The following is a 19153-nucleotide window of genomic DNA, read 5'->3' as shown; positions in this document are numbered from 1 at the left end:
GGATTATAACATAATTAGGTAATTTGGAATATGTTTATCTAGGTCTCAAGATATAAAAATTCGCAGTGGTGTACTTGAAATCAACATTTTTTGGGCTCTGCTTATGCAATAGAAATTACAAAATCTCCTCACATCAAAACATCCTAAAAGAAAAAATCATGGGTCCGTCTTATACTAATTTCTACATGCAGCATGAAAAGTCTCTCAAAATTTAGTATTTTGTTTTATTTCGACAACCTAAAATTTATCCTCTAAACCATTTCGATCTTTACCTGTGATGAAAATTGATATTTCAAATATTTTAAATATAAAACTACAACTAAACCAAAAAATAATCTTTTTGTAATTGAGTTATTCCATAATTCCTATTGAAAACAATGTATTTGATTCTCGATAAGCGATATTATATGTATAAGAAGTTAAGGAAGTTAAGGAAGTGTGGTGTGTTAAATTTGAATTGTGAAGTAAAAATTTTATCCATAGAGATGCAAAACATAAAAAATGTTCGTTACGGTAAAGTTGATTTAGATTTTAACAAAGATAATATTTTGGATGCACAAGTAGTAGGTTTTTATGGTCAAAATGGTTCAGGGAAAACTGCTGTAGTTGAGGCATTGTCAATTTTAAAGAACTTACTTAATGGTCAGAAACTTCCAGGTAAGAATCAACGGTTAATTTATGAGGGTGAAAAAAAACTCTCTCTGGAATTTGAATTTTTGCTACAACAAGATACAAACTGGTTCAAAGCTAAATACAAAGTTAGTTTGGAGTATAGAGAAGATAAAATGGTTGTTCAAATGGAGAGTGTGAGCACTAAGGAAAAATCGTACCGTAAAATGTTCCATTACGAAAATGATGAAAGAAAACCAATTGAATTAAGCCGTAAACCAAAACAAGAAGACGAGATTCTTCTAAAGGGTATGAAGTTACTATCTGATCAAGTAGAAGGTTCATTATTTTTTGGTAAAATAGTCACAAGCCAAGCCGATAAACTTTTTGATGGTCCGGAGTTAGTAATTTATCGAGCCTTAAGGGATCATCTTTCTAAAAATCTATTAGTAATAAAGAACTTGCAAGAAGGCATGTTCCCATCTTATTTATTTCATGATTTAAGTTCAAAATCAATGGAAAACAGCACCTATGATATTAATCATCCCGTGTCCTTATCTAAAGAACATTACAAAAATCTCGCAAATGTCATTGAAAGAAACAATGTTGTCCTGAGCGCGATTATTCCAGGATTGAAAGTACAGCTTAAAAATATGGGAACCACAACCTTAACTAATGGAGAAGAAGGAGTCCGAGCAGAATTTATTTCAATTAAAGAGGATAAAATTTTACCATTAAAAGTTGAATCGGCTGGAAATCTAAAGTTATTCGCTGTAACTACTTCTCTTATATCTGCTTTTCACAATCCTTCAACAATTGTTGTCATAGATAAGTTTGATGAAGGAGTTTTTGAATACCTGCTTGGTGAACTTATCGAAATATTCCAAAATCATAGTAAAGGTCAACTTATATTTACTTCTCATAACTTGAGAGTTCTAGAAAAGCTCTCCCCACAGAATGTTTGGTTTACTACAGTTAATGAGAACAAAAGATATATTAAATTAAGTGGTATTCAGACAAACAATGATATGCGAAACGTGTACTTGCGCGCTATTTTAGTAGGCGGTCAATCTGAATTCTTATATGAAGAAACCAATCCAATAAATATTGTGCGTTCTTTTATAGAGGCAGGGTTGCAGGATGACGATTGAAGGCTTTGTTTGTTATAATACAAAGCCAATTTGACAGTCTTTTTTCCTTTGAAGAGTCACAAAGATTATGTAGAAATGAACACGTCCGTATTGAAGCTTATCATGGTGTGATTTTTACTGATATCACAACATAGTGGGTGAAAATCCAAAATAACCATTACCTTGTTCTAGGAAGGAAATGGTTATTTTTATAATATTCTTGTAAGGATGAGCAGCAGAATAATGATCTCTTTTACTTTCTTTCTATTTTAAATGGAAATAAATCAAAATAGATAATTTAATCATTATCTTTATTCGTTGTTTGATGAAGTTTTAAGTATACCCACTATTTATTGTACAGTCTTCGACACAATACGACACAAATGAACTTGAGTAAAAGGTATTATTCTCTTGTGACTAAGAAAGGTATTACCTTCAATTTCAATGGTGACCGTGTGGTTCCGAAGCATTTTTAAATCTCTAGCCAAATGTAAAATATCGGTTCAACAAAAAACTTGATCCTTAGATATCTAAACAATTTTTCAAACATCGTCTTACTAAAATCAGATTTGGTTCTTAAGAAGTACAGATGCTATTCGTTGAAGGTAATCATGAGTAGAGTTATGCAGTAATCTAAAGCTAGTCAGGTAATTCAGCATAGGAGGTTAGTTTGTGGAACAACAAAGATATAAGGTAATAATTGCAGAAGACGACATACATCAAGTGTCTTTGTTGAGAAAGTACTTAGAGGAAATGGATTTATTCGTCGTCTCCTGTGTATCATCCGGGATACGTTTAATAGAGGAAACCAAATTACATAAACCGGATATTATCTTGTTAGATATAGGACTAAAAAAAATGGACGGTATAACTGCCTTTAAAGAAGTATTGCAATCGGGTGTTCATCCGCAAATCATTTTCGTTACAGGCTCTATCAGTCCTAAACATCTATTAGCCGGATTTGAGTTTGAATCCGTTGATTATATAACAAAGCCCGTGAACGAAAATCGATTTAAGAGAGCGATTAACAAAGCTAAAGAACTGATATATGCAAAAAAGCTAATTGATGCTGAAGTAGCAGAAGCTATAAACTGGGTTGTATTAAAGCAGAATTACCGTGATGTAACTGTCGCAGAGAATCAGATCATCTTTGTTGAGAAGGATAAACAGTATCGTAATAGATACATTGTTCACCTCAAAGATGGAACAACTGTTGAGACGAGTACACACCTTAAAGAGATTAAGGAAATGTGTTCGCCAAACTTAGTATATTCGCACAGAAGCTATCTCATTAACATACTGTATATCACGGCTATACAACCTGATGGTATGTTTACAAAAAATTATAACGTTTCATTAGACTATACTTCTGAAAAAGTCCCTTTAACTAAAAAAAACTATATGGATGCTAGTGATCTATTCTTGAAATTTCGTACACAAAGTACTTAGCGTCGCCGGTGGTTTACTTGTGTTTTGAACTCGATTTCTCCATCTACTTCACCATTTTCAAGGAGTTCGTATGTAATTGTGATGCTTCCATAATCAATTGCTGGATGTCCAGTGATTTGATCCTCTAAAAGTAATAACAATGTTAGCAGTTTGCTACGGTTCATCCCCTCGCCTGCTAATCCCTGCTTGGGACCCCTGAGTCCAATTTTTGTAGTGTGATAGTTAATTGCGAGTTCTCCATCTCTCACAAAGAATTCCATCGTGCCACTAGGGAGCTTGGAAAGTGTTCTTGGGAAATAATCGGAAATAATGCAGAGCTTAATTTGATCATAGAGATTTTCGTTATTTTTTCGCACTAGTGGATTTTCTCTTTCTAAATATGAATCGTTGGACATATACATCTTGCATGCACCTCTCATTGACGTAATCCTAAAGAACTATTAGGGACATGACTAATATACCAATCCATATAGGACTATTAAAGTATATTTGTTCGAAATGTTCAAAGTTATGTCTCAAATGTTCTCTTTAGGTTAATAAGGAATAAATTGAATGCCGTTCCTGTAGGTGGTTCTTAAGGAGTACCAGTTGTACATTTTTCATCTACAATCAGACAAGTTTGAAATCGTCTTTATTGTTTGATTATTTGACTACCACAACAACAATTCCAAGGGCGAACGTATAGAGTACCTCATACAAACAACAAAAAAACACCAAAGGCACGTCAATCGAGAATTCTCGATCGGCTAAACCTCTGGTGCTTCCAGAACCGTGTATTCAATTAACCATAGTATACTTGAATCGTACTAGAATGAATAGAGTTATTTTTTCAACGAATAGGTAGGTCCTTTTCCTCATACAAAGAAAGCCTCCACTATCTCGAGAGTTGTCAGCTTAATTCAGGGTGCTTTTGGGGAAATCTTTTATTTTGATTACGAACTATATTCTGGTATAATATAGATAATAAAATATCAAACGTGGAAGCACCACGGTAATCCAAAGGGATTGCTGTGGGCTTTTTTTGTTTTGGGAGGGAAATTCAGATGGCTGTGAGGATCAAAATGGCTACTCTTTTTAGCATTATGGCAACGACACTTCTAATGTCAGTGAACCTTTTCAGCGGGTATATTGTAGGTAATGATCGGTTTACAGTTGAGATTTTATCTTATGAGATCCTAAAGTATACTGCATGCTTTATTTTAATCTCCAGCGTAAATTATATGGTTGCAGGACCTATTATGAAGCCGCTATTACAGGTCATTAAAAAATTTGATACAGCTTCAGTCAGAAATTCTGTAGATAGAGCTCATCCTAAAGGGGATGAATTTAGTATTTTGGAAAATGGATTTAACCAATTGACAGCAACATTAAAACTTCAAAATCATCAAATTAATGCGATGAATCATGAACTGATCCGAAAAAATGAGAATATGAGCACACTCTTTAAAGATACAATTAGCGCTCTTTCTAAACTGGTTTATGCTCGAGATCCTTATACAGCTTCTCATTCAACAAATGTCAGCCGATACGCAAAGGCACTTTCTGAAAAATTACGGCTTAATGAAAGTGAAAGTTATTATTTAGAGATTGGTGCGCTTCTTCATGATATCGGAAAGGTAGGAGTCCCTGAGAACATCCTTTCTAAAACAGAAAAGCTTACTGAATCTGAATTTGCTGTTATTCGTAAGCATCCCGAATATGGATTTCAGATTATTAATGAGATTGAAGAGCTCCGAACTATAGGTGTTAGTGAGATCGTTCTCTATCATCATGAACGAATGGACGGAAGGGGCTATCCGAGAGGGTTGTCCGGATATGAGATTCCTCTGCCCGCAAGGATTGTTTCCATATGCGATGCTTTCGATGCAATGACAACCAGTCGGTCCTATAGGCCTGCCTTAGATGTAAACTACGCTATAGAGCAACTTCGAAATAACGCTGGTCATCAATTTGATCCCTATATCGTTGAGATTTTCATTCAATGTCTTGAAGAAGATCCAAGCCTTTTCAGAGTTATGGAACAACACGAAAAAATGCTCGCAAGTGTATAACTTGTGAGCATTTTAATATAAAATCGTAAAACCTCCAAACGGGATATGTATGCTTGAGAGAATACCACACCCTTGTGGTTATCATGAGGAAGAACGTAGGATTACAGAATGAAAATATACATATACGAGTTGAGACAGCATATTGAATTTACTTCATTCAATGACATTACCTCCGCTCACGTCAACCACGGATATGCTCGTACTAAACGACTCCCAATCTCTTATAACACATTTTCCGAAAAATTTTCGTAGCTTTGTTAATGCCGACCGATTAGAGTCTAGGGTATTTTTAAGAATCCCCCTATATATGGGTAGGACACTTTTTCTGATTTGGGGACATGAGTATATAATTTTTTGCAAAAAAATAAACAGGAACTAACGTTGTTATTTATAGGAATATTAAACGTACAAACGGTGCCTGTTCCGGATTAACAGGCTGCCTCTCAATCGCGTTATAAGCACCGGACCAACCGTTGGCGCGGTAAAGTCCGGATAAACTACGAACTGCATAGGGATCCATGTCAGCGTTCAGCCCCACTAACTCAGTACATTACGTTTCCATGGCGTACGTCATCGTTCTCGGGCTGTTAGGTTCATCGAAGGTGTTCGAGCTTGAGGTTCAGGTCGCTACGATCCTTCGTCCATAGCATGATATCGAGAAGGAACTGGAGACCGTTTATCTGCATCAATTCCGTGATAATCGTTTCTATAAGTAAGCGGACGTCCATGCCTTCTACTTCATTGGCAATAATTAGCCCGCTGGAGTCTCCGTCGATATAAAGGTGATCCATGTTCGGAGCCTTGTGTACCTGGCGCAACCAAAGGTCGCCAGAATCCATAATGAAAATGTGGCGGCCATTCAATACATAGCCTTCATACAATACGTACTGGTGATCCTCATCAAATGGGCCAAGTACCATCGAAGCTAGTTCGAGTTCAACTTTCGCTGTCATTAGGCGATCAATTCCTTCACGATAAGTACAAGACAGTAAACGAATATGAGCATATGGTTAAAGTTACGGTTATATGAATTGTTATATTCCCAGTTGTTACGCGTAGTTGGCATATTTGTAGTTGCAATCATTTATACTTTCCTCCTCCGATAATAAATCAGACTCCTTCGGTTGTACGCGGATTCAATCCGAGAATCCCCCGAAATGCTCCCGATAGAATAACTAGCTGCTTTCCGGACGACAAGTGCGTTACGATGAAGTTGCCTCCTGGGGAATAAGCTTTTGGAGTAATTCAACCGCGATCATTTCGCGGATGTTATGGGTGAAACTAATGTCACCGACCTTTTGATCGAAGATTTCTCCGTAAGTCGTGAGGTACTTTACTCCAACAAAGCTAACGCGCTCCATAACAGCGATATTATAGTCAGGGTGAATGTTAATAGCGTAATGCTCATCTAAAAGTGTGACACCGTACTCAATACGGATGAATCCATCAAAGTCGTCTACCTTCTCGATTACAGTAATGTTCGAAATAATTTCTTTCCTCCATGCGGATAAATCGTGGACCAATACGATGTTACTGTGAATAGTATCGAAAAAAAATATTATCAGGAGTTTAACACTTTATGTTTAACGTCTAACGATAAAGGTTGTTTAATTATATATCGGCAGGCGTTAATCGTCAAGTGATTATTTTAAATTGTTTATCGATAGGGTATGATGGGAGGTGAAAGGTGGAATTGGCAATGTCGATTCAAATTAAATTAGGGGAAACAATAGACGCGGCAAATGTAAGCAGAAATGCCCTCGCGCGGGAGGCTAAAGTTAGACCTAACCTCATCTATGACTTGTGTGACGGCAAAACAAAACGGGTTGACTTGAATACTCTCAGTATTATTATAGATACTCTACGTGCGATGACGGGAAAAGACTACAGTCTTATGGACGTAATGGAATACATACCGGAAGACAACAAAGAGAGCCGTTAAACATTACGGCTCTTTTTACGTAGTTTAAACTTTGGAATCAGTGCGTTAGAGATTCGGTAAGAAGAATGTACACGGACGAGTTTGCCGCGCTATATGTACCAGGATCTCACGGTAAGCAGAAAACCGCGAACCATACAGGCCGTGATACACAACCCTGGAATGCCGTTTCATGGGTTGATAACGTTCATCGTTTTGGGGTGTTAACCTACCGAAATACTTGCGCAATTCACAATCTGCTCCGTTAAGGCTAACGTTACAGGCTTGCGTGCGTCATCTGTTACCGAATGCGCTCCCCCTCACCAACTTAACAATCCTTATCAGGCACAGCTGCATCTTTAAGAGTGCATAAATATGTCTCTCTAATATGCGTAATTTCTATTCTCTCATTCAGGGGCTTTCTGCAAACTGCATGGAAAGCTTGGTTGTTCCTCGGTGCCGCGCTCTTCTTTCGCTTCATATTACAGTCATTAAATTGAGATCGATTACAGTTAACTTCGATACATCCTCTCCATTCGTGTAAAAACCACCTTCCGATATGTAGTTACTCATAGTCGTCATATCCATCTTCGTGGCTCGGGTAAAAAAAGTGTACAAAATGCAGATAGTGAAGATACATTAATTTCGTTTTGTAAAAGCTCGTGAAGGACCCTCTCCACTTGAACTGAGGTGAGATACTATATTCTCAATTTCAACATCGGACACATAAGCAGAAACCAATCTTCTTTTTGCCCCATCCTTAGGAAGATATAGCATGTCTCCTCTCCCTAGCAAATCTTCAGCTCCCGACTCATCCAGAATTACCTTAGAATCATAATGATTGGCAACAGCGAATGCAACTCTTACGGGTAAATTTGCTTTAATCACAGGCGATAAAACTTGTTTAGACGGGCGCTGTGTGGCTATGATCATATGAATACCAGCTGCACGTGCAAGTTGGGCAATTCGTTGAATACATTCTTCTACATCCGCTCCTGTTGTCATCATCAAATCCGCAAGTTCATCTATGACTAAAACGATATAAGGTAGGCGAGGAGCGTTAGGATCTACAGATTGTACCCTATCGTAATACGATTCAATATTACGCACACCATAGTGGCTTAAAAGTTCATATCGCTTTTCCATCTCTACAACAAGTTTTTTCAATGCGATTCCTGCTCTTTTCACATCCGTTACGATCGGGCCAAACAAATGCGGGATGTTTTCGTAGACAGAGAGTTCGACCATTTTGGGATCAATGAACAAAAATTTAAGCTTATCCGGACCCACACTGTATAAAAGACTTATGATCATAGCGTTGATAAATACGGATTTGCCTGCTCCTGTAGCTCCTGCGATCAGTAGATGCGGCATGCTGGCTAAATCTGCATAAACAGGTTCCCCCGACATGTCCATACCAATAGGGAAGTTTAGAGCAGTTCGTGTAGCTAAAAATTCTTTATTCTCAAGAAGTGGTCTTAAATGAACGGTATACGGTAGTTTACTGGGTACTTCAATACCAATTACGTTTGTGCCCGGGATAGGGAGATAAAGCGTAATCTCTTCAGCCTTCAGAGCCATTTTCAAATTCATCTTGAGTCGCTTAAAATGGGATATATTCAGCCCTTCTGCTGGTACCAATTCATATCTCGTTACACGAGGTCCATAGGTGACACGAATAACTTTGGCAGGTAACTTCAAATTAGCTGTTTCTCTTTCAAGCTCAGCGAAAGCACTTTTTGAATCCTGATTTGAAGGGGGTATGACTGTTGAAGATTTAAGTAAGGTGACAGGTAACTTCAACACATCGGTGCTTGGGTAATTCCAACACAGTTTGCCTGTCTGGTCAAACTGTAATATAGCATCAAAGACGGTATCGCTTTTACTCGATTCTTTGGACTTATGAACAAATCCCCGTATTAAGCCACTCGATCCCGTTTCCAGAATACGTAGGATAGTTTCCTTTTCAATGACTTTACCTTTGATCGTTTTGCTAATTTTGAAATCACACCCCGTGTTCTCCCATCCGCTACAGCCATATAAAACTCCTTTATCGATGACAGGCTGGCCACATTTTTTGCAAAATCCCAAGTTTTGATCAGCGGTCACATTTCGTTTCGGCCGCCAATGCGCTTCAGTTATAGGTGGTGCCTTAGCTGGGCTACTGGAAATAGAAGAAGTAATCTGTTTTGAAGCATCTGAAGATTCAGTAGCATTCCCCCTAATTTCTATAACTTCATTATGCATGAAGAACTTTTGGTGCTCTGGATCCCCCTCGATATGTGTAGTACCAGAATGCCCCAGCGACGATATGGATTGTACCGGTGAGCTAGATACTGGAGGTTGTGAAATGGGAATGCCGTTATTAGTCGTTGCTGAGTTCGGCTTAACTGCTCCGGGCATGTCCATAGAATGAACAGAGTTCACAGCATCATTAACGAGCTTAGTAGCCAATTTCTTGGCTTGATCAATAAAGCTAGTATGTGTAAATCTCCCCTGACCAATTTCACTTAATGTTTGTTCCCACTTTGCAGTTGTTTCGGCAGAAGATAGGGCAGATTGGCCGATAGCTTGAATAAGCGTACGTCCTTTAACGGTGGGATACACCAAGTTTTTTTTGATTTCAATATAACTCTGATCCTTTAATCGGCTTATAATACTTGCTCTAGTCGCTTCTGTTCCAAGACCATGCGTTTTGCGCATGATGCTTTCTAGCTCTTTATTTCCTAACTGATTCCCGGCAGACTTCATCATTGAGATGAGGTTACCTTCTGTCAAACGCTTAGGAGCAGAAGTCCAGGCTTCTTTAACAAAACAATCGGTGGTGTAACCAACTTGTCCCTCCACTACACTAGGAAGCAGATCTAGGCTTTCTTCGCTCTCGTCAGGGTCATCTGTATTCATAACGAGACGCCAGCCGTCTCGAATGATTCTCTTCCCTTTGGTTATGAACGAAAATTGATCTCCCACATACGTGATGATCGTGGTGTGTTCCAGAATAGCACTATCATAATGAGCTGCAATTACTGATTTGACAACCAAGTCATAGATCAGTCTTTCATTATGGCTTAATCTGCTTAAATCTGGAGCTGTATCGGTCGGTATAATCGCGTAGTGGTCTGATACTTTCGAAGCATCCACAAATCTTTTATTATTCATAATAGAGGGAACCGGTTTAGGGATTAAAGGAGTATAAGGCCCTAGTTTACTTATGTTCTCAAGAATGCGGGGTAACTCCTTTGCTTCTTCCGTCGTAATCCGATTACTATCCGTACGTGGGTAGCTCTGATACCCCTTGTCGTATAGCGTTTGACAGGCATCTAACACATCTTTCGGACTTAGTTTAAAAAGTTTATTTGCAAGGGTTTGCAATGCGGAAAGACTAAAGAGATAGGGAGGCAAAGTCTCTTTAGTCTCCACAGATATCTCATCGATATCTGCCGTTTTTCCTGAACACCAAGCGGCCAATTTCTCAGCTTTACCCTGATCCATAAGTCGGTCTTGATTGCCTGTAAACCATTTCCCCCTATACTCCATACCGCTAAAGCTGAAGTTTGCAATGACTTCCCAATAGGGCGTGGATACAAAACTCTTTATTTCCCTTTCGCGTTCAACAATAAGTGCTAGAACCGGCGTTTGAACACGCCCTGTTGAGAAGCTCTCTCCTTTTTCAACTTTGACTCCTTTCTCTCGAAGCAGTATGGAGTATGCTCTTGATGTATTTATCCCCACAAGCCAATCTGCACATGACCGAGCATATGCTTCATAAAACAAATTTTTCTTTTCTGATCCGGGTAGAAGTTTCTGAAATGCTGCAAAAACCGCTTCTTTCGTTAACGAAGAAGTCCAAAGTCTTTTCACGGGTTTTTTACAACCACTAAGTTGATATATCAGAGTAAAGATAGCTTCACCTTCACGGCCTGGATCACAGGCATTTATAATCTCGTTAAAGCTCTTGTTTTGAATCAATTTCTTCAAGTGGGCGAACAATTTTTCTTTCCCTTTTGCAGGCTTCAATTGAAAGGGTCCTGGTAGTATGGGTAGATGCTCCATTCTCCACTTTTCAAACGTTGGATCATAATCCTCTGGTTCTTTTAAAGTAACTAAGTGTCCTGCTGCCCATGAGAAGTAAGCTCCCTTGGGGAATGTCGGACAGGGCAGTACCTCGATGTAGCCCCAACCTTCCCCTTTGGTTGGAAAAGGAGCCGCTAGTCGTTGGGCTTGGTCTTTTTTTTCAGCTATGATAAGTTTCATGTAAACCTCCTATAACGAGCAAAAAGCACGCTTCCCCATAGGGAGAAGCGTGCTTCGCTTTGTGAGTATTCAATTGATTTCATTATACCGTAATCTTACACCGAGGTCACCCTGTATGCTGTCCAGAAGCGTGCTAAATATGTTCTTATTCTGTGGTCTCTACTTAAATGTGAACAAGCCATCCAAATTAAAACCCAAAAGATTAACCTTTCCCACGGATAGTTAATCTACTACTTTATGAATGAACAATGCAGCCTTAATGAAGGAAAGGGACCCTTATTCTTGGTTACTCCCACGAAGTTCGGTGTATTTTTTGTTTGAGCCATATGCCTTATCTACTGGATACTTCTCTGCATTCTTCTTCAGCTTTTCTATTAATGCTTTCTTCGGATCAATATTAAGATCGTTGCACATGAGTAACACATAATATAGAACATCAGCCAATTCATCTTGAAGTTTGTCTTTGCTTTTCGCAATGGCTTCTTCGTTACTTTTCCATTGAAATATTTCAAGCAACTCACTCGCTTCGAGATTCAAAGAAATGGCCAGATCCTTGGGATTATGAAATTGTCCCCAGTCCCGCTCATCTCTAAATGCAGTAATCTTTTGTATTAATTCCTCCACAATGAACCACCTCTATACAGTCATTCGACAAACAACGGCAAAGTCCTTGCTTACGTCCTCTTGATACACCGAAGCGTAAGCATCACATAGGAAGCAGGCGCAGTCAGCGTCAATGCTTTACTCGTTTTCAGACTCATCCTTGGTATTAGGTGTTCTTGTGTGAAGAGGCTTAAAACTGCTCATAAACCGTCATTAGAGGCAAAAGAAAAAGCACCTTCTTTGAGGTGCTTTCCGTCATACCGGCAAGTTATCTAGATCTCTTGAAGAAATCGCTTATGTTCTTTTAAATGTTCTTCGTACTTCACATGATCCAGAAAAGTTATACATTGATCCATCAGTTCTTCAGGCGTGTGCTTCAACTTTTTGGCATACATAAATGCTGATTTAGCCAGTTTTTGAATCACTGGTGTAACATCTGCTCCGTTTAGCTCAAGTTCCGGGGATTTACCCGTATACGCCAATAAAGATGTAGGCATAAAAGAAGCTGAAGTCGTAACTGAACATAGTGCCATATCATGAACATAATGATCATTCATATTAGCGATAAAATAAAACAGATATGGTTTGTTCTTCACTAGTTTTTGGATCCAAGATTTTAACTCGGGCACATTGTACATTCTTCTGGCTTCATGTTCATACCCGTCAAATAAGATGACCACAGAGCTGTGACCTTTTTGTTTTTTCTTTTCAACGTTCACTAGTACATTTAAGTACGTTTGAATATGTCCTTGTAAAACATGATCTTTAGTTACAACTAGACGTGTTACTTTCAGTTCTCTTTCTGTTTGCGCTTCGCCACTAAGCTTGAATGGAACGCCACTATCTTTAAACAGTTGTAGTGCGAAATTTAAAGATTGCACCCGTAATTCCTCCTGTTGAGATGACCCTACCAAAGCCCATCTGATTTAGATGCAGCTTTGAGTCTATTTAATATGCAATTCGTTCCGGCATTAACTGTTACGATCAGGAAACAAATTTAGTATAAAACGTGTATAGTGTTGTAACTGTCGTACGAAGTGTAGCGTAGTCTCGGCTTCACTTGCGATAGACTCTAACCCGTGACTCGTAATTTGATAAATATAGGTGCTACGCCGATCTGTCGTCCATTTTCCTGTTACATATCCCTGGTCTACTTCCATTTCTCGAAGTACCTCGTAATAATAGCCTTGTGCAGGCTGCCATTCGTATCTTTCTTTAAAAAGTAACCACACTTTCTTTCCACTTTCTTGGCGATGTTCGGCTTCAGTTAGAATCTTTAAAAATAAGAACCGGATTAAATGTCGCACGTTAATTAATCGGTTAAACATTTTTCGTTGCTGCGTATTCAGTTGAATGGGTTCAGATTTACCAGTACCCGAGATATGAAAATCAAAGTGATCGGCCATACTTTTTAAACTCTTCATGGAATCCATACATGATTCTTTAAAACTATCTATTTTCGCATAACCGTCCGAGGTAATAGCGTAGTATTTTTTATTGTTTTTGTTCTCCGTCCGAATCGTTGTTATCCATCCGAATGATTCCATCTGACTTACTACATTGTAGAAATAGGATCTCGCTCGGCCTCGTTGTATATTACTTAATTCCGCGCGGACCACCTCAAAGATATCTGAAGGAGATGCCGACTGATTGTGAAGTTCACGAAAGATGAGCAAGTACATGATATCTCTCTCACTGAGCCCTAAGCGTTCTGGACCGAGTTTAATCTCCTCTTTCACTGGCATTAGACTCCCTCACTTTCCGGATCCTTTAGTTTGATTACGAACGTGACAAAGATTGTTTATGACGTAGTGTCTTTGTGTCTTGACGAATGCCCATGTATTTCGAAAGGAACGTATATACCACGAAAAAGCTAATTCCATAGGTGAGGATCCACACCCCACCTATTGCAATCAGATGAGGAACTAAAAGAGTGCCGCACAATACTAGTGAAACTACAGCGCCTCTTACCATAGGTCCTGTCATCGTAGGTTTTTCAACTTCATCATGTGGTAGTTTACAATCCATAAGACCTTGCATCCGAGAGGATTCAGCTTTCCACACGTAATAAGAAATAATAATTTGAGATATCCCAATCGTACCAAAGATACGGTAAACACTTGGAGGTATCAGGCCGTGAATATGATTGGCCACAAAAAACATGCTAAGAATAAACGAACAAATTCCGATTTTTATGAGGAACTGCATGTGTACTTCTCCTCTGTATACTGAAATTAAAAATGCATATCGCAAGTTGAAAATGCATGTTCTATCATTTGGATCAAGACGGTGCTCTTACGTTTATAAACGCAATTAGAGGACTTCTTCATCTTCGACCGTTTTTGTGCCTGCTTTGTTACCCTTTAACCTTATAAATTATTGTATGGAGTCAAGGTGTCGTTGTCCCTGAGTAGAAAGAACTGAATCTATTCGACTATCGTTACTGGACGGCCGAATTGTTTAAATGCTTGATCTTCACTATACAGATCCATCTTATAACCCGTTAATTTTGCTGCAAGACGTGCATTTTGCCCCTTCAAACCAATCGCAAGTGTGAGCTGATTATTGGGCACAATCACACGTGCTGTCGGATCCTCTTCATCGTCAAAAATGTGGACCTCAAGTACTTTAGCAGGTGCTAAGGAATTTGCAACATACTCTTCCATCTGTTTGGACCATTTAATGATATCTAATTTCTCTCCGCCGAGTTCACTGGTAATGGATTGAATAGTTTGCCCTTTTACGCCTACACATACCGCAACTTCATCCACATCTGGATCTAGTGCAGTAACTGCAATCTTCGAACGGATCCCCGCTTCTCTGGAGATGGATTTGATGGCGACCTTTCCTTCTTGTATTTCTGGGATCTTTGTTTCAAACAACTTCTTCAGATGTCCTGGGTGTACACGCGACAGAATGACCAAAGTTCCCTTAGAGGTTTGTTCAACGCGAGAGATATACGCTGATAGTGTATCCCCAAGCTTAAACTTTTCATTTGGCATCAAGTCACTGATAGGTAGGACAGCCTCGGTATGGTCTAGTAAAACATATAAGTTAGTTGAGTCCATGCCCTGGACCTTACCAGTGATGATCTCTTCTTCCTTACCAGCGTACGCATCAAATACGAGAGCTCGTTCAGCTTCTTTAATTCTCATCATAACCACCTGTTTAGCCGTTTGAGCAGCCAACCGTCCAAAGTCTTTCGGAGTAACTTCAATTTCAATAAACTCGTCAAGCTGGACATCTGGGTTGATCTGCCGAGCTTCGTCGATCAATATCTCGACTCGTTCATCAATAATATCATCTACAACCATTTTCTTTGATAACACTTTCATTGCACCAGACGTACGATTAATATCGACACGCACATTCGTTGCCGTATTGAACTTCTTTTTGTAACTTGATACGAGTGCATCCTCAAGACCCTCTAACAAAACTTCTTTTGAAATCCCTTTTTGCTTTTCAATCTCCGTTAATGCTACTAAAAAATCCTTATTCATTTTCATTCTCCTTTTGTTTTCTGATTTTTACTACACAAGCTAAATCCGCCCTCTGTATGCGTATCGTTCTCCCTATCGTGCTATAGATACTTTCGACACAATCGTATTACTAGAAAAAGCTTCGATCTCGAGACAGAGATAAATTCTTTACCGCACAAGTACCTTTCGATGGAAACGCAAATCTAAGCGTATATGTATCTGTTTCTAAAAAAATGATGAACGTTTAGTAGATGCGAAGAGCAACGATCGTCAACACATATGGAGAGGGAGGAAGGGCAATAGACCATCAACTGTAAAACTCATCCATATATACATTATATCGTACTACTCGGTCACAGGAAAGTTCTTACTATTCTCGCATACGTTCTTACTTCTCACCTTTTCCTTCCCCTTTATACGAGATCTTCAACCCTGAGACACATAAACACGGATCTATGATCTACTTTCAATTCTGAAACCTAGATACGTATCTATACCTTTTCTTTAGGGCTAGAGTGAGTGCGCGCCGCGCGCAAAGAGGGTTCCAGGTTCAATAAAAGTAGCAGATTTTTAGTTACAAATCTAAACCCTCGTTAAAAGGAGGGCAATACAACAGGCAGGCTAAATAGTCAAACAAAAAATGAGCGGCGAGAACGCAGCAGGACTAGGATGTATTAAAAGAGGTTTAGTCCTATGAGCGAGTTGTACGTTTATACGTGTTTTATGGATTTGTATAGACCTCCTTTGGTTTCTTTGGATGGACCTAAGTGTTAAAGGTGTCTTTAAGGTCACCTTTAGGTCACCCTATTCTCAGAGAGGTATAGCCTATCAACACAACAAAAAAAGGCACCTGCCCTTTCCGAATTCTACATGATCACCAAATAAAAGTGATACAGATCGCCCTTGAAGGACGTAGAATTGGAATGTGGCGTGTGCCTGTTCCTTAGAGATCCATGTTACTAATGTATGAGTAGAGTATATCACAAAGCGGACGGAGATTTAAAGATATTCTCTAACGAAAGACTAAAATTAAACCATGCTATATTCCTTAGTTTGCAAAAATTCATTTCATTACATCTAGCAGCTATCCCGCTGTGGTCACTTGATTAGTCATTATCGATGCGTATTTGACCTTATTTAGTATAGTTCAAGCTCTTTTCAATGTCGTACCGTGATAAAGAGTGATACATTGCTAATCTGAATTGTTCTTCATGAATACCCTCTTTTTTTTAATCTCGCTTTTTCTTTATTGGGTACCTTCGAGACGGAGTAGAATACTTTCGCTGAACCACCATCCACCTGCCGGTGTTTGAATTCCAATTGCCAAATCCCAGTTATTTTGCACTGTTCCCGTTTTGGGGATTATAACGGCAGGAATGTCATTAAAATTATCTCGATAAAGACTAGCTACTTTATTTAGCACTCCTTTATCAAAAAAGGCATCTAGATCAGGACTATTAAAGCCATCGACCCGAAACTTCAGATAATCATAAGTATTATATCTTTTAGGATCTTTGTTAAATACCGTTCCACCTTTGAAATAGAGGACGTAAAAACTGTTTTTCTGGTCTTTTACCATTAGGTTTTTGTTTGATGGATCATTATTGAACCATTTGAGCGTATTGATCGGCTTTATCAATCCAAGGTTAGGGTCGTTGGGATCTGCAAGGTCGATGGCGATAAGTGCGTCAAGCTTGCCTTGATAGAGCCCGTCTTTTGACGTGATCGTCATCCGTTCCTCGTTCCACATTTCCTCCACCGAATCTTTTCTAGCTTGTCTCAGATCGGATTCCGTTGTTACCCACATTTCCGGCATCACGGTGAAGATGTTTGTACCGTGCCAAGCGATTTCAGCACTACCGACCGCATACCTATCGACGTCAAGAGAAGCGCCGGTATTTTTGGAAAGAATACGTTCGATGACAACGATTGCCTGCGCACGCGTGGTCAGTCCTTTCGGAGCGATCTGCCCTATACCGACGCCTTTAATGAGACCGGCTTTCGTAGCGAGATACATCCATTTGTCATCTTCCTTTGTTGTTTCCCCGATCGCACGAGCTGCAACACGAGCCATTTCTTCACGTGATATGACTTTCGCCCAAGCCGCTTCGCTATTGTTGAAATCGGTAGATGCGTAAAGGCCTGCTTGGCTTGCGGCGTCAACGTACTCGGTGTACCATTTACCGCTGGATGGCGTAGTTTCAAGTTCCATAGCCGAAACGACCATCTTCACGAACTCTGCGCGTGTGACGCTAGCGTCTGGCTTAAAAGTACCGTTCGTGTATCCATCGACATAGCCTTTGGAAACGCCATTGGTTATGGCACTGGCGCCCCAATGGGTCGATTGTACGTCGGAAAATGGAGTTGTAGCAGCTTGCGCATTAGGTGTCGTGATGCTCATCGTACCTACGATAAGTGCTGCTGCCAGTGCGATTCCTGCGAATTTAATAAACTGTTTTTTCATAAACTTTCTCCTTTTAATTCAGCGCTCTTGATTTGGGAGAACACCCGTCTTTATTCATTATCGTCATCATGGGTTTAGCAATTTACTTCTCTATATTTCGTAAGTGTAATGCCGAGGTATTCTCTACACGATATGGATCAACATAGTGATAGATCGGGCCTTCCAATAGTAACCGCAAGAAACACTATCTCAGATATTGGATTAGTACAAGTAATCAGCTTATTGCTTCTGCAGCATTTTCTACATATTTCTTTTGGATACGCGAGCATTTCCTGCACATTGAGCATTCATGGCAGAGCTCGTTATCTTTCACCCGTTGAAGTACTTTATTTGGGAACAGCTGCAGAACTTCTTCAGCCAATGCTTTTACCTGATGTGATAATAACGAACTTGCTTCTCATGCAGTTTAAAAATAAAGTTGCGAAAAAAACTCTCCTTGGATAAAATTGTCTAGGTATATGCCGATCTTCGTCCTGAATTCATGTAAAAGGAGGCGAATATTATGGGACGTGTTCGGGTATGGGTTACAGATGCAAGATGTATAGATTGTGAAGGAATATACAAGATAGATCCTTACAGACCGTTGCAACAAAGATGCAAACCCTGTTCCAAAGCTTATAAGAAAAAAAGGAAACGTAATGATAGAGTGCAAATCATTTCTTTTCTTATCTTTCCTTTGGGCATTCTAATGTATTTTCTTTGGAAAGATACGAAACCACATTTAGCTAAAACAGCGTTAAGATCTGCTTTAATCCCAATTTACATATTGAGTGGTATTCTTCTGTTGGCTTTCCTTTTTACTAGAATGATGTTAAAGTGACTGCGAGAAAAAGAAGTGTACTTGGCCATATGGATCTTTATGTAGTATGAAAATCTTCATTTAGACGAACGTATCTACAAAGCCCTCTGGCCTAGCCGGAAGGCTTTGATCTTTATTGGAGCAGAACGCGACGTATTCGTCTTCCTCACACGCTAATAAACGAGATGGTCTACATTGAGCGAGGTAAGTTGAACTACTCGAATAATCCGATTAATGGTGTCTTGTGTTTCGTTCGTACTACTTGAGCGTTCTCAGTAAACACAACTTCGCCGTAGGAAGGATCCGGAACAGAATATGTGGTGTACTTCCACCTTAAGAAATACCAGACCATGAGAGTGCATAAGCAATGATAGCCAACCGTTCAGGCATGACTCTG

Annotated in this window: 15 protein-coding genes; 5 read left to right on the top strand and 10 right to left on the bottom strand. The window is 39.3% G+C overall.

Annotation, left to right across the window (positions count from 1 at the left end):
* Positions 1-443: 443 nt before the first annotated feature.
* Together F0220_RS31380 and F0220_RS31375 are read left to right on the top strand one after the other, a co-directional pair.
* A complete protein-coding gene (locus tag F0220_RS31380; RefSeq protein ID WP_188310567.1) occupies positions 444-1760 on the top strand; it encodes an AAA family ATPase in 1317 nt (438 codons plus the stop codon).
* A gap of 651 nt (positions 1761-2411) precedes the next feature.
* On the top strand, positions 2412-3188 hold the full coding sequence (locus tag F0220_RS31375) for a LytR/AlgR family response regulator transcription factor (protein ID WP_100526620.1): 777 nt from the start codon (positions 2412-2414) through the stop codon (positions 3186-3188).
* Here the strand turns inward: F0220_RS31375 and F0220_RS31370 are convergent.
* Positions 3185-3589 (bottom strand): hypothetical protein, encoded by a 405-nt coding sequence (locus tag F0220_RS31370; protein WP_100526621.1) that lies wholly within the window; start codon positions 3587-3589, stop codon positions 3185-3187. The two genes, F0220_RS31375 and F0220_RS31370, sit on opposite strands and share 4 nt — an antisense overlap.
* A gap of 642 nt (positions 3590-4231) precedes the next feature.
* Between F0220_RS31370 and F0220_RS31365 the strand changes: the two genes are divergently transcribed.
* Positions 4232-5239 (top strand): HD-GYP domain-containing protein, encoded by a 1008-nt coding sequence (locus F0220_RS31365; protein ID WP_149847082.1) that lies wholly within the window; start codon positions 4232-4234, stop codon positions 5237-5239.
* A 593-nt stretch (positions 5240-5832) separates the two neighbouring features.
* Here F0220_RS31365 and F0220_RS31360 read toward each other — a convergent pair.
* Together F0220_RS31360 and F0220_RS33300 are read right to left on the bottom strand one after the other, a co-directional pair.
* Entirely contained in the window at positions 5833-6192 is a 360-nt protein-coding gene (locus F0220_RS31360; protein WP_149847081.1) for a hypothetical protein, read from the bottom strand.
* A complete protein-coding gene (locus F0220_RS33300; protein ID WP_262928161.1) occupies positions 6192-6323 on the bottom strand; it encodes a hypothetical protein in 132 nt (43 codons plus the stop codon). Before F0220_RS33300 ends, F0220_RS31360 begins: the two co-directional genes overlap by 1 nt.
* A gap of 603 nt (positions 6324-6926) precedes the next feature.
* Between F0220_RS33300 and F0220_RS31355 the strand changes: the two genes are divergently transcribed.
* Complete coding sequence (locus F0220_RS31355) at positions 6927-7181, top strand: helix-turn-helix transcriptional regulator (protein ID WP_223200032.1); 255 nt, start codon at positions 6927-6929, stop codon at positions 7179-7181.
* Positions 7182-7796: 615 nt separating this feature from the next.
* Here the strand turns inward: F0220_RS31355 and F0220_RS31350 are convergent.
* The 7 genes from F0220_RS31350 to F0220_RS31320 form a co-directional block, all read right to left on the bottom strand.
* Positions 7797-11411: a DNA topoisomerase 3 gene (locus tag F0220_RS31350; protein WP_149847080.1), complete on the bottom strand. Its 3615-nt coding sequence runs from the start codon at positions 11409-11411 to the stop codon at positions 7797-7799.
* Positions 11412-11687: 276 nt separating this feature from the next.
* The gene (locus F0220_RS31345) at positions 11688-12035 is read right to left on the bottom strand and encodes a nucleotide pyrophosphohydrolase (RefSeq protein ID WP_101314387.1); all 348 of its coding nucleotides are present in this window, start codon (positions 12033-12035) and stop codon (positions 11688-11690) included.
* A gap of 251 nt (positions 12036-12286) precedes the next feature.
* Positions 12287-12895 carry a hypothetical protein gene (locus tag F0220_RS31340; protein ID WP_149847079.1) on the bottom strand — a complete coding sequence of 203 codons (609 nt, stop codon included), beginning with the start codon at positions 12893-12895 and terminating at the stop codon, positions 12287-12289.
* A 90-nt stretch (positions 12896-12985) separates the two neighbouring features.
* Positions 12986-13759 (bottom strand): helix-turn-helix transcriptional regulator, encoded by a 774-nt coding sequence (locus F0220_RS31335; RefSeq protein WP_149847078.1) that lies wholly within the window; start codon positions 13757-13759, stop codon positions 12986-12988.
* Between the two features lie 34 nt (positions 13760-13793).
* Positions 13794-14222: a hypothetical protein gene (locus F0220_RS31330; RefSeq protein WP_149847077.1), complete on the bottom strand. Its 429-nt coding sequence runs from the start codon at positions 14220-14222 to the stop codon at positions 13794-13796.
* A 218-nt stretch (positions 14223-14440) separates the two neighbouring features.
* Positions 14441-15514 carry a transcription termination factor NusA gene (gene nusA, locus F0220_RS31325; RefSeq protein ID WP_149847076.1) on the bottom strand — a complete coding sequence of 358 codons (1074 nt, stop codon included), beginning with the start codon at positions 15512-15514 and terminating at the stop codon, positions 14441-14443.
* A gap of 1225 nt (positions 15515-16739) precedes the next feature.
* Positions 16740-17957, bottom strand: a complete 1218-nt coding sequence (locus F0220_RS31320; RefSeq protein WP_149847075.1) for an S-layer homology domain-containing protein — start codon at positions 17955-17957, stop codon at positions 16740-16742.
* 502 nt (positions 17958-18459) lie between these two features.
* Here F0220_RS31320 and F0220_RS31315 point away from each other — a divergent pair.
* Positions 18460-18777 (top strand): ATP synthase F0 subunit B, encoded by a 318-nt coding sequence (locus F0220_RS31315; protein ID WP_149847074.1) that lies wholly within the window; start codon positions 18460-18462, stop codon positions 18775-18777.
* The last annotated feature ends 376 nt before the right edge of the window (positions 18778-19153 follow it).

Source organism: Paenibacillus sp. 37 (assembly GCF_008386395.1).
Taxonomy (GTDB): Bacteria; Bacillota; Bacilli; order Paenibacillales; family Paenibacillaceae; genus Paenibacillus; species Paenibacillus amylolyticus_B.
The sequence above is the reverse complement of the archived record's forward strand: the minus strand, read 5'-3'. Positions and strand labels throughout refer to the sequence as shown.

Bases quoted from the DNA above. Each gene is read 5' to 3' on its own strand.
- F0220_RS31370 (WP_100526621.1), bottom strand. From the start codon at position 3,589: ATGTATATGTCCAACGATTCATATTTAGAAAGAGAAAATCCACTAGTG.
- F0220_RS31365 (WP_149847082.1), top strand. From the start codon at position 4,232: ATGGCTGTGAGGATCAAAATGGCTACTCTTTTTAGCATTATGGCAACG.
- F0220_RS31360 (WP_149847081.1), bottom strand. From the start codon at position 6,192: ATGACAGCGAAAGTTGAACTCGAACTAGCTTCGATGGTACTTGGCCCA.
- F0220_RS33300 (WP_262928161.1), bottom strand. From the start codon at position 6,323: ATGATTGCAACTACAAATATGCCAACTACGCGTAACAACTGGGAATAT.
- F0220_RS31350 (WP_149847080.1), bottom strand. From the start codon at position 11,411: ATGAAACTTATCATAGCTGAAAAAAAAGACCAAGCCCAACGACTAGCG.
- F0220_RS31335 (WP_149847078.1), bottom strand. From the start codon at position 13,759: ATGCCAGTGAAAGAGGAGATTAAACTCGGTCCAGAACGCTTAGGGCTC.
- F0220_RS31330 (WP_149847077.1), bottom strand. From the start codon at position 14,222: ATGCAGTTCCTCATAAAAATCGGAATTTGTTCGTTTATTCTTAGCATG.
- nusA (WP_149847076.1), bottom strand. From the start codon at position 15,514: ATGAATAAGGATTTTTTAGTAGCATTAACGGAGATTGAAAAGCAAAAA.
- F0220_RS31320 (WP_149847075.1), bottom strand. From the start codon at position 17,957: ATGAAAAAACAGTTTATTAAATTCGCAGGAATCGCACTGGCAGCAGCA.
- F0220_RS31315 (WP_149847074.1), top strand. From the start codon at position 18,460: ATGGGACGTGTTCGGGTATGGGTTACAGATGCAAGATGTATAGATTGT.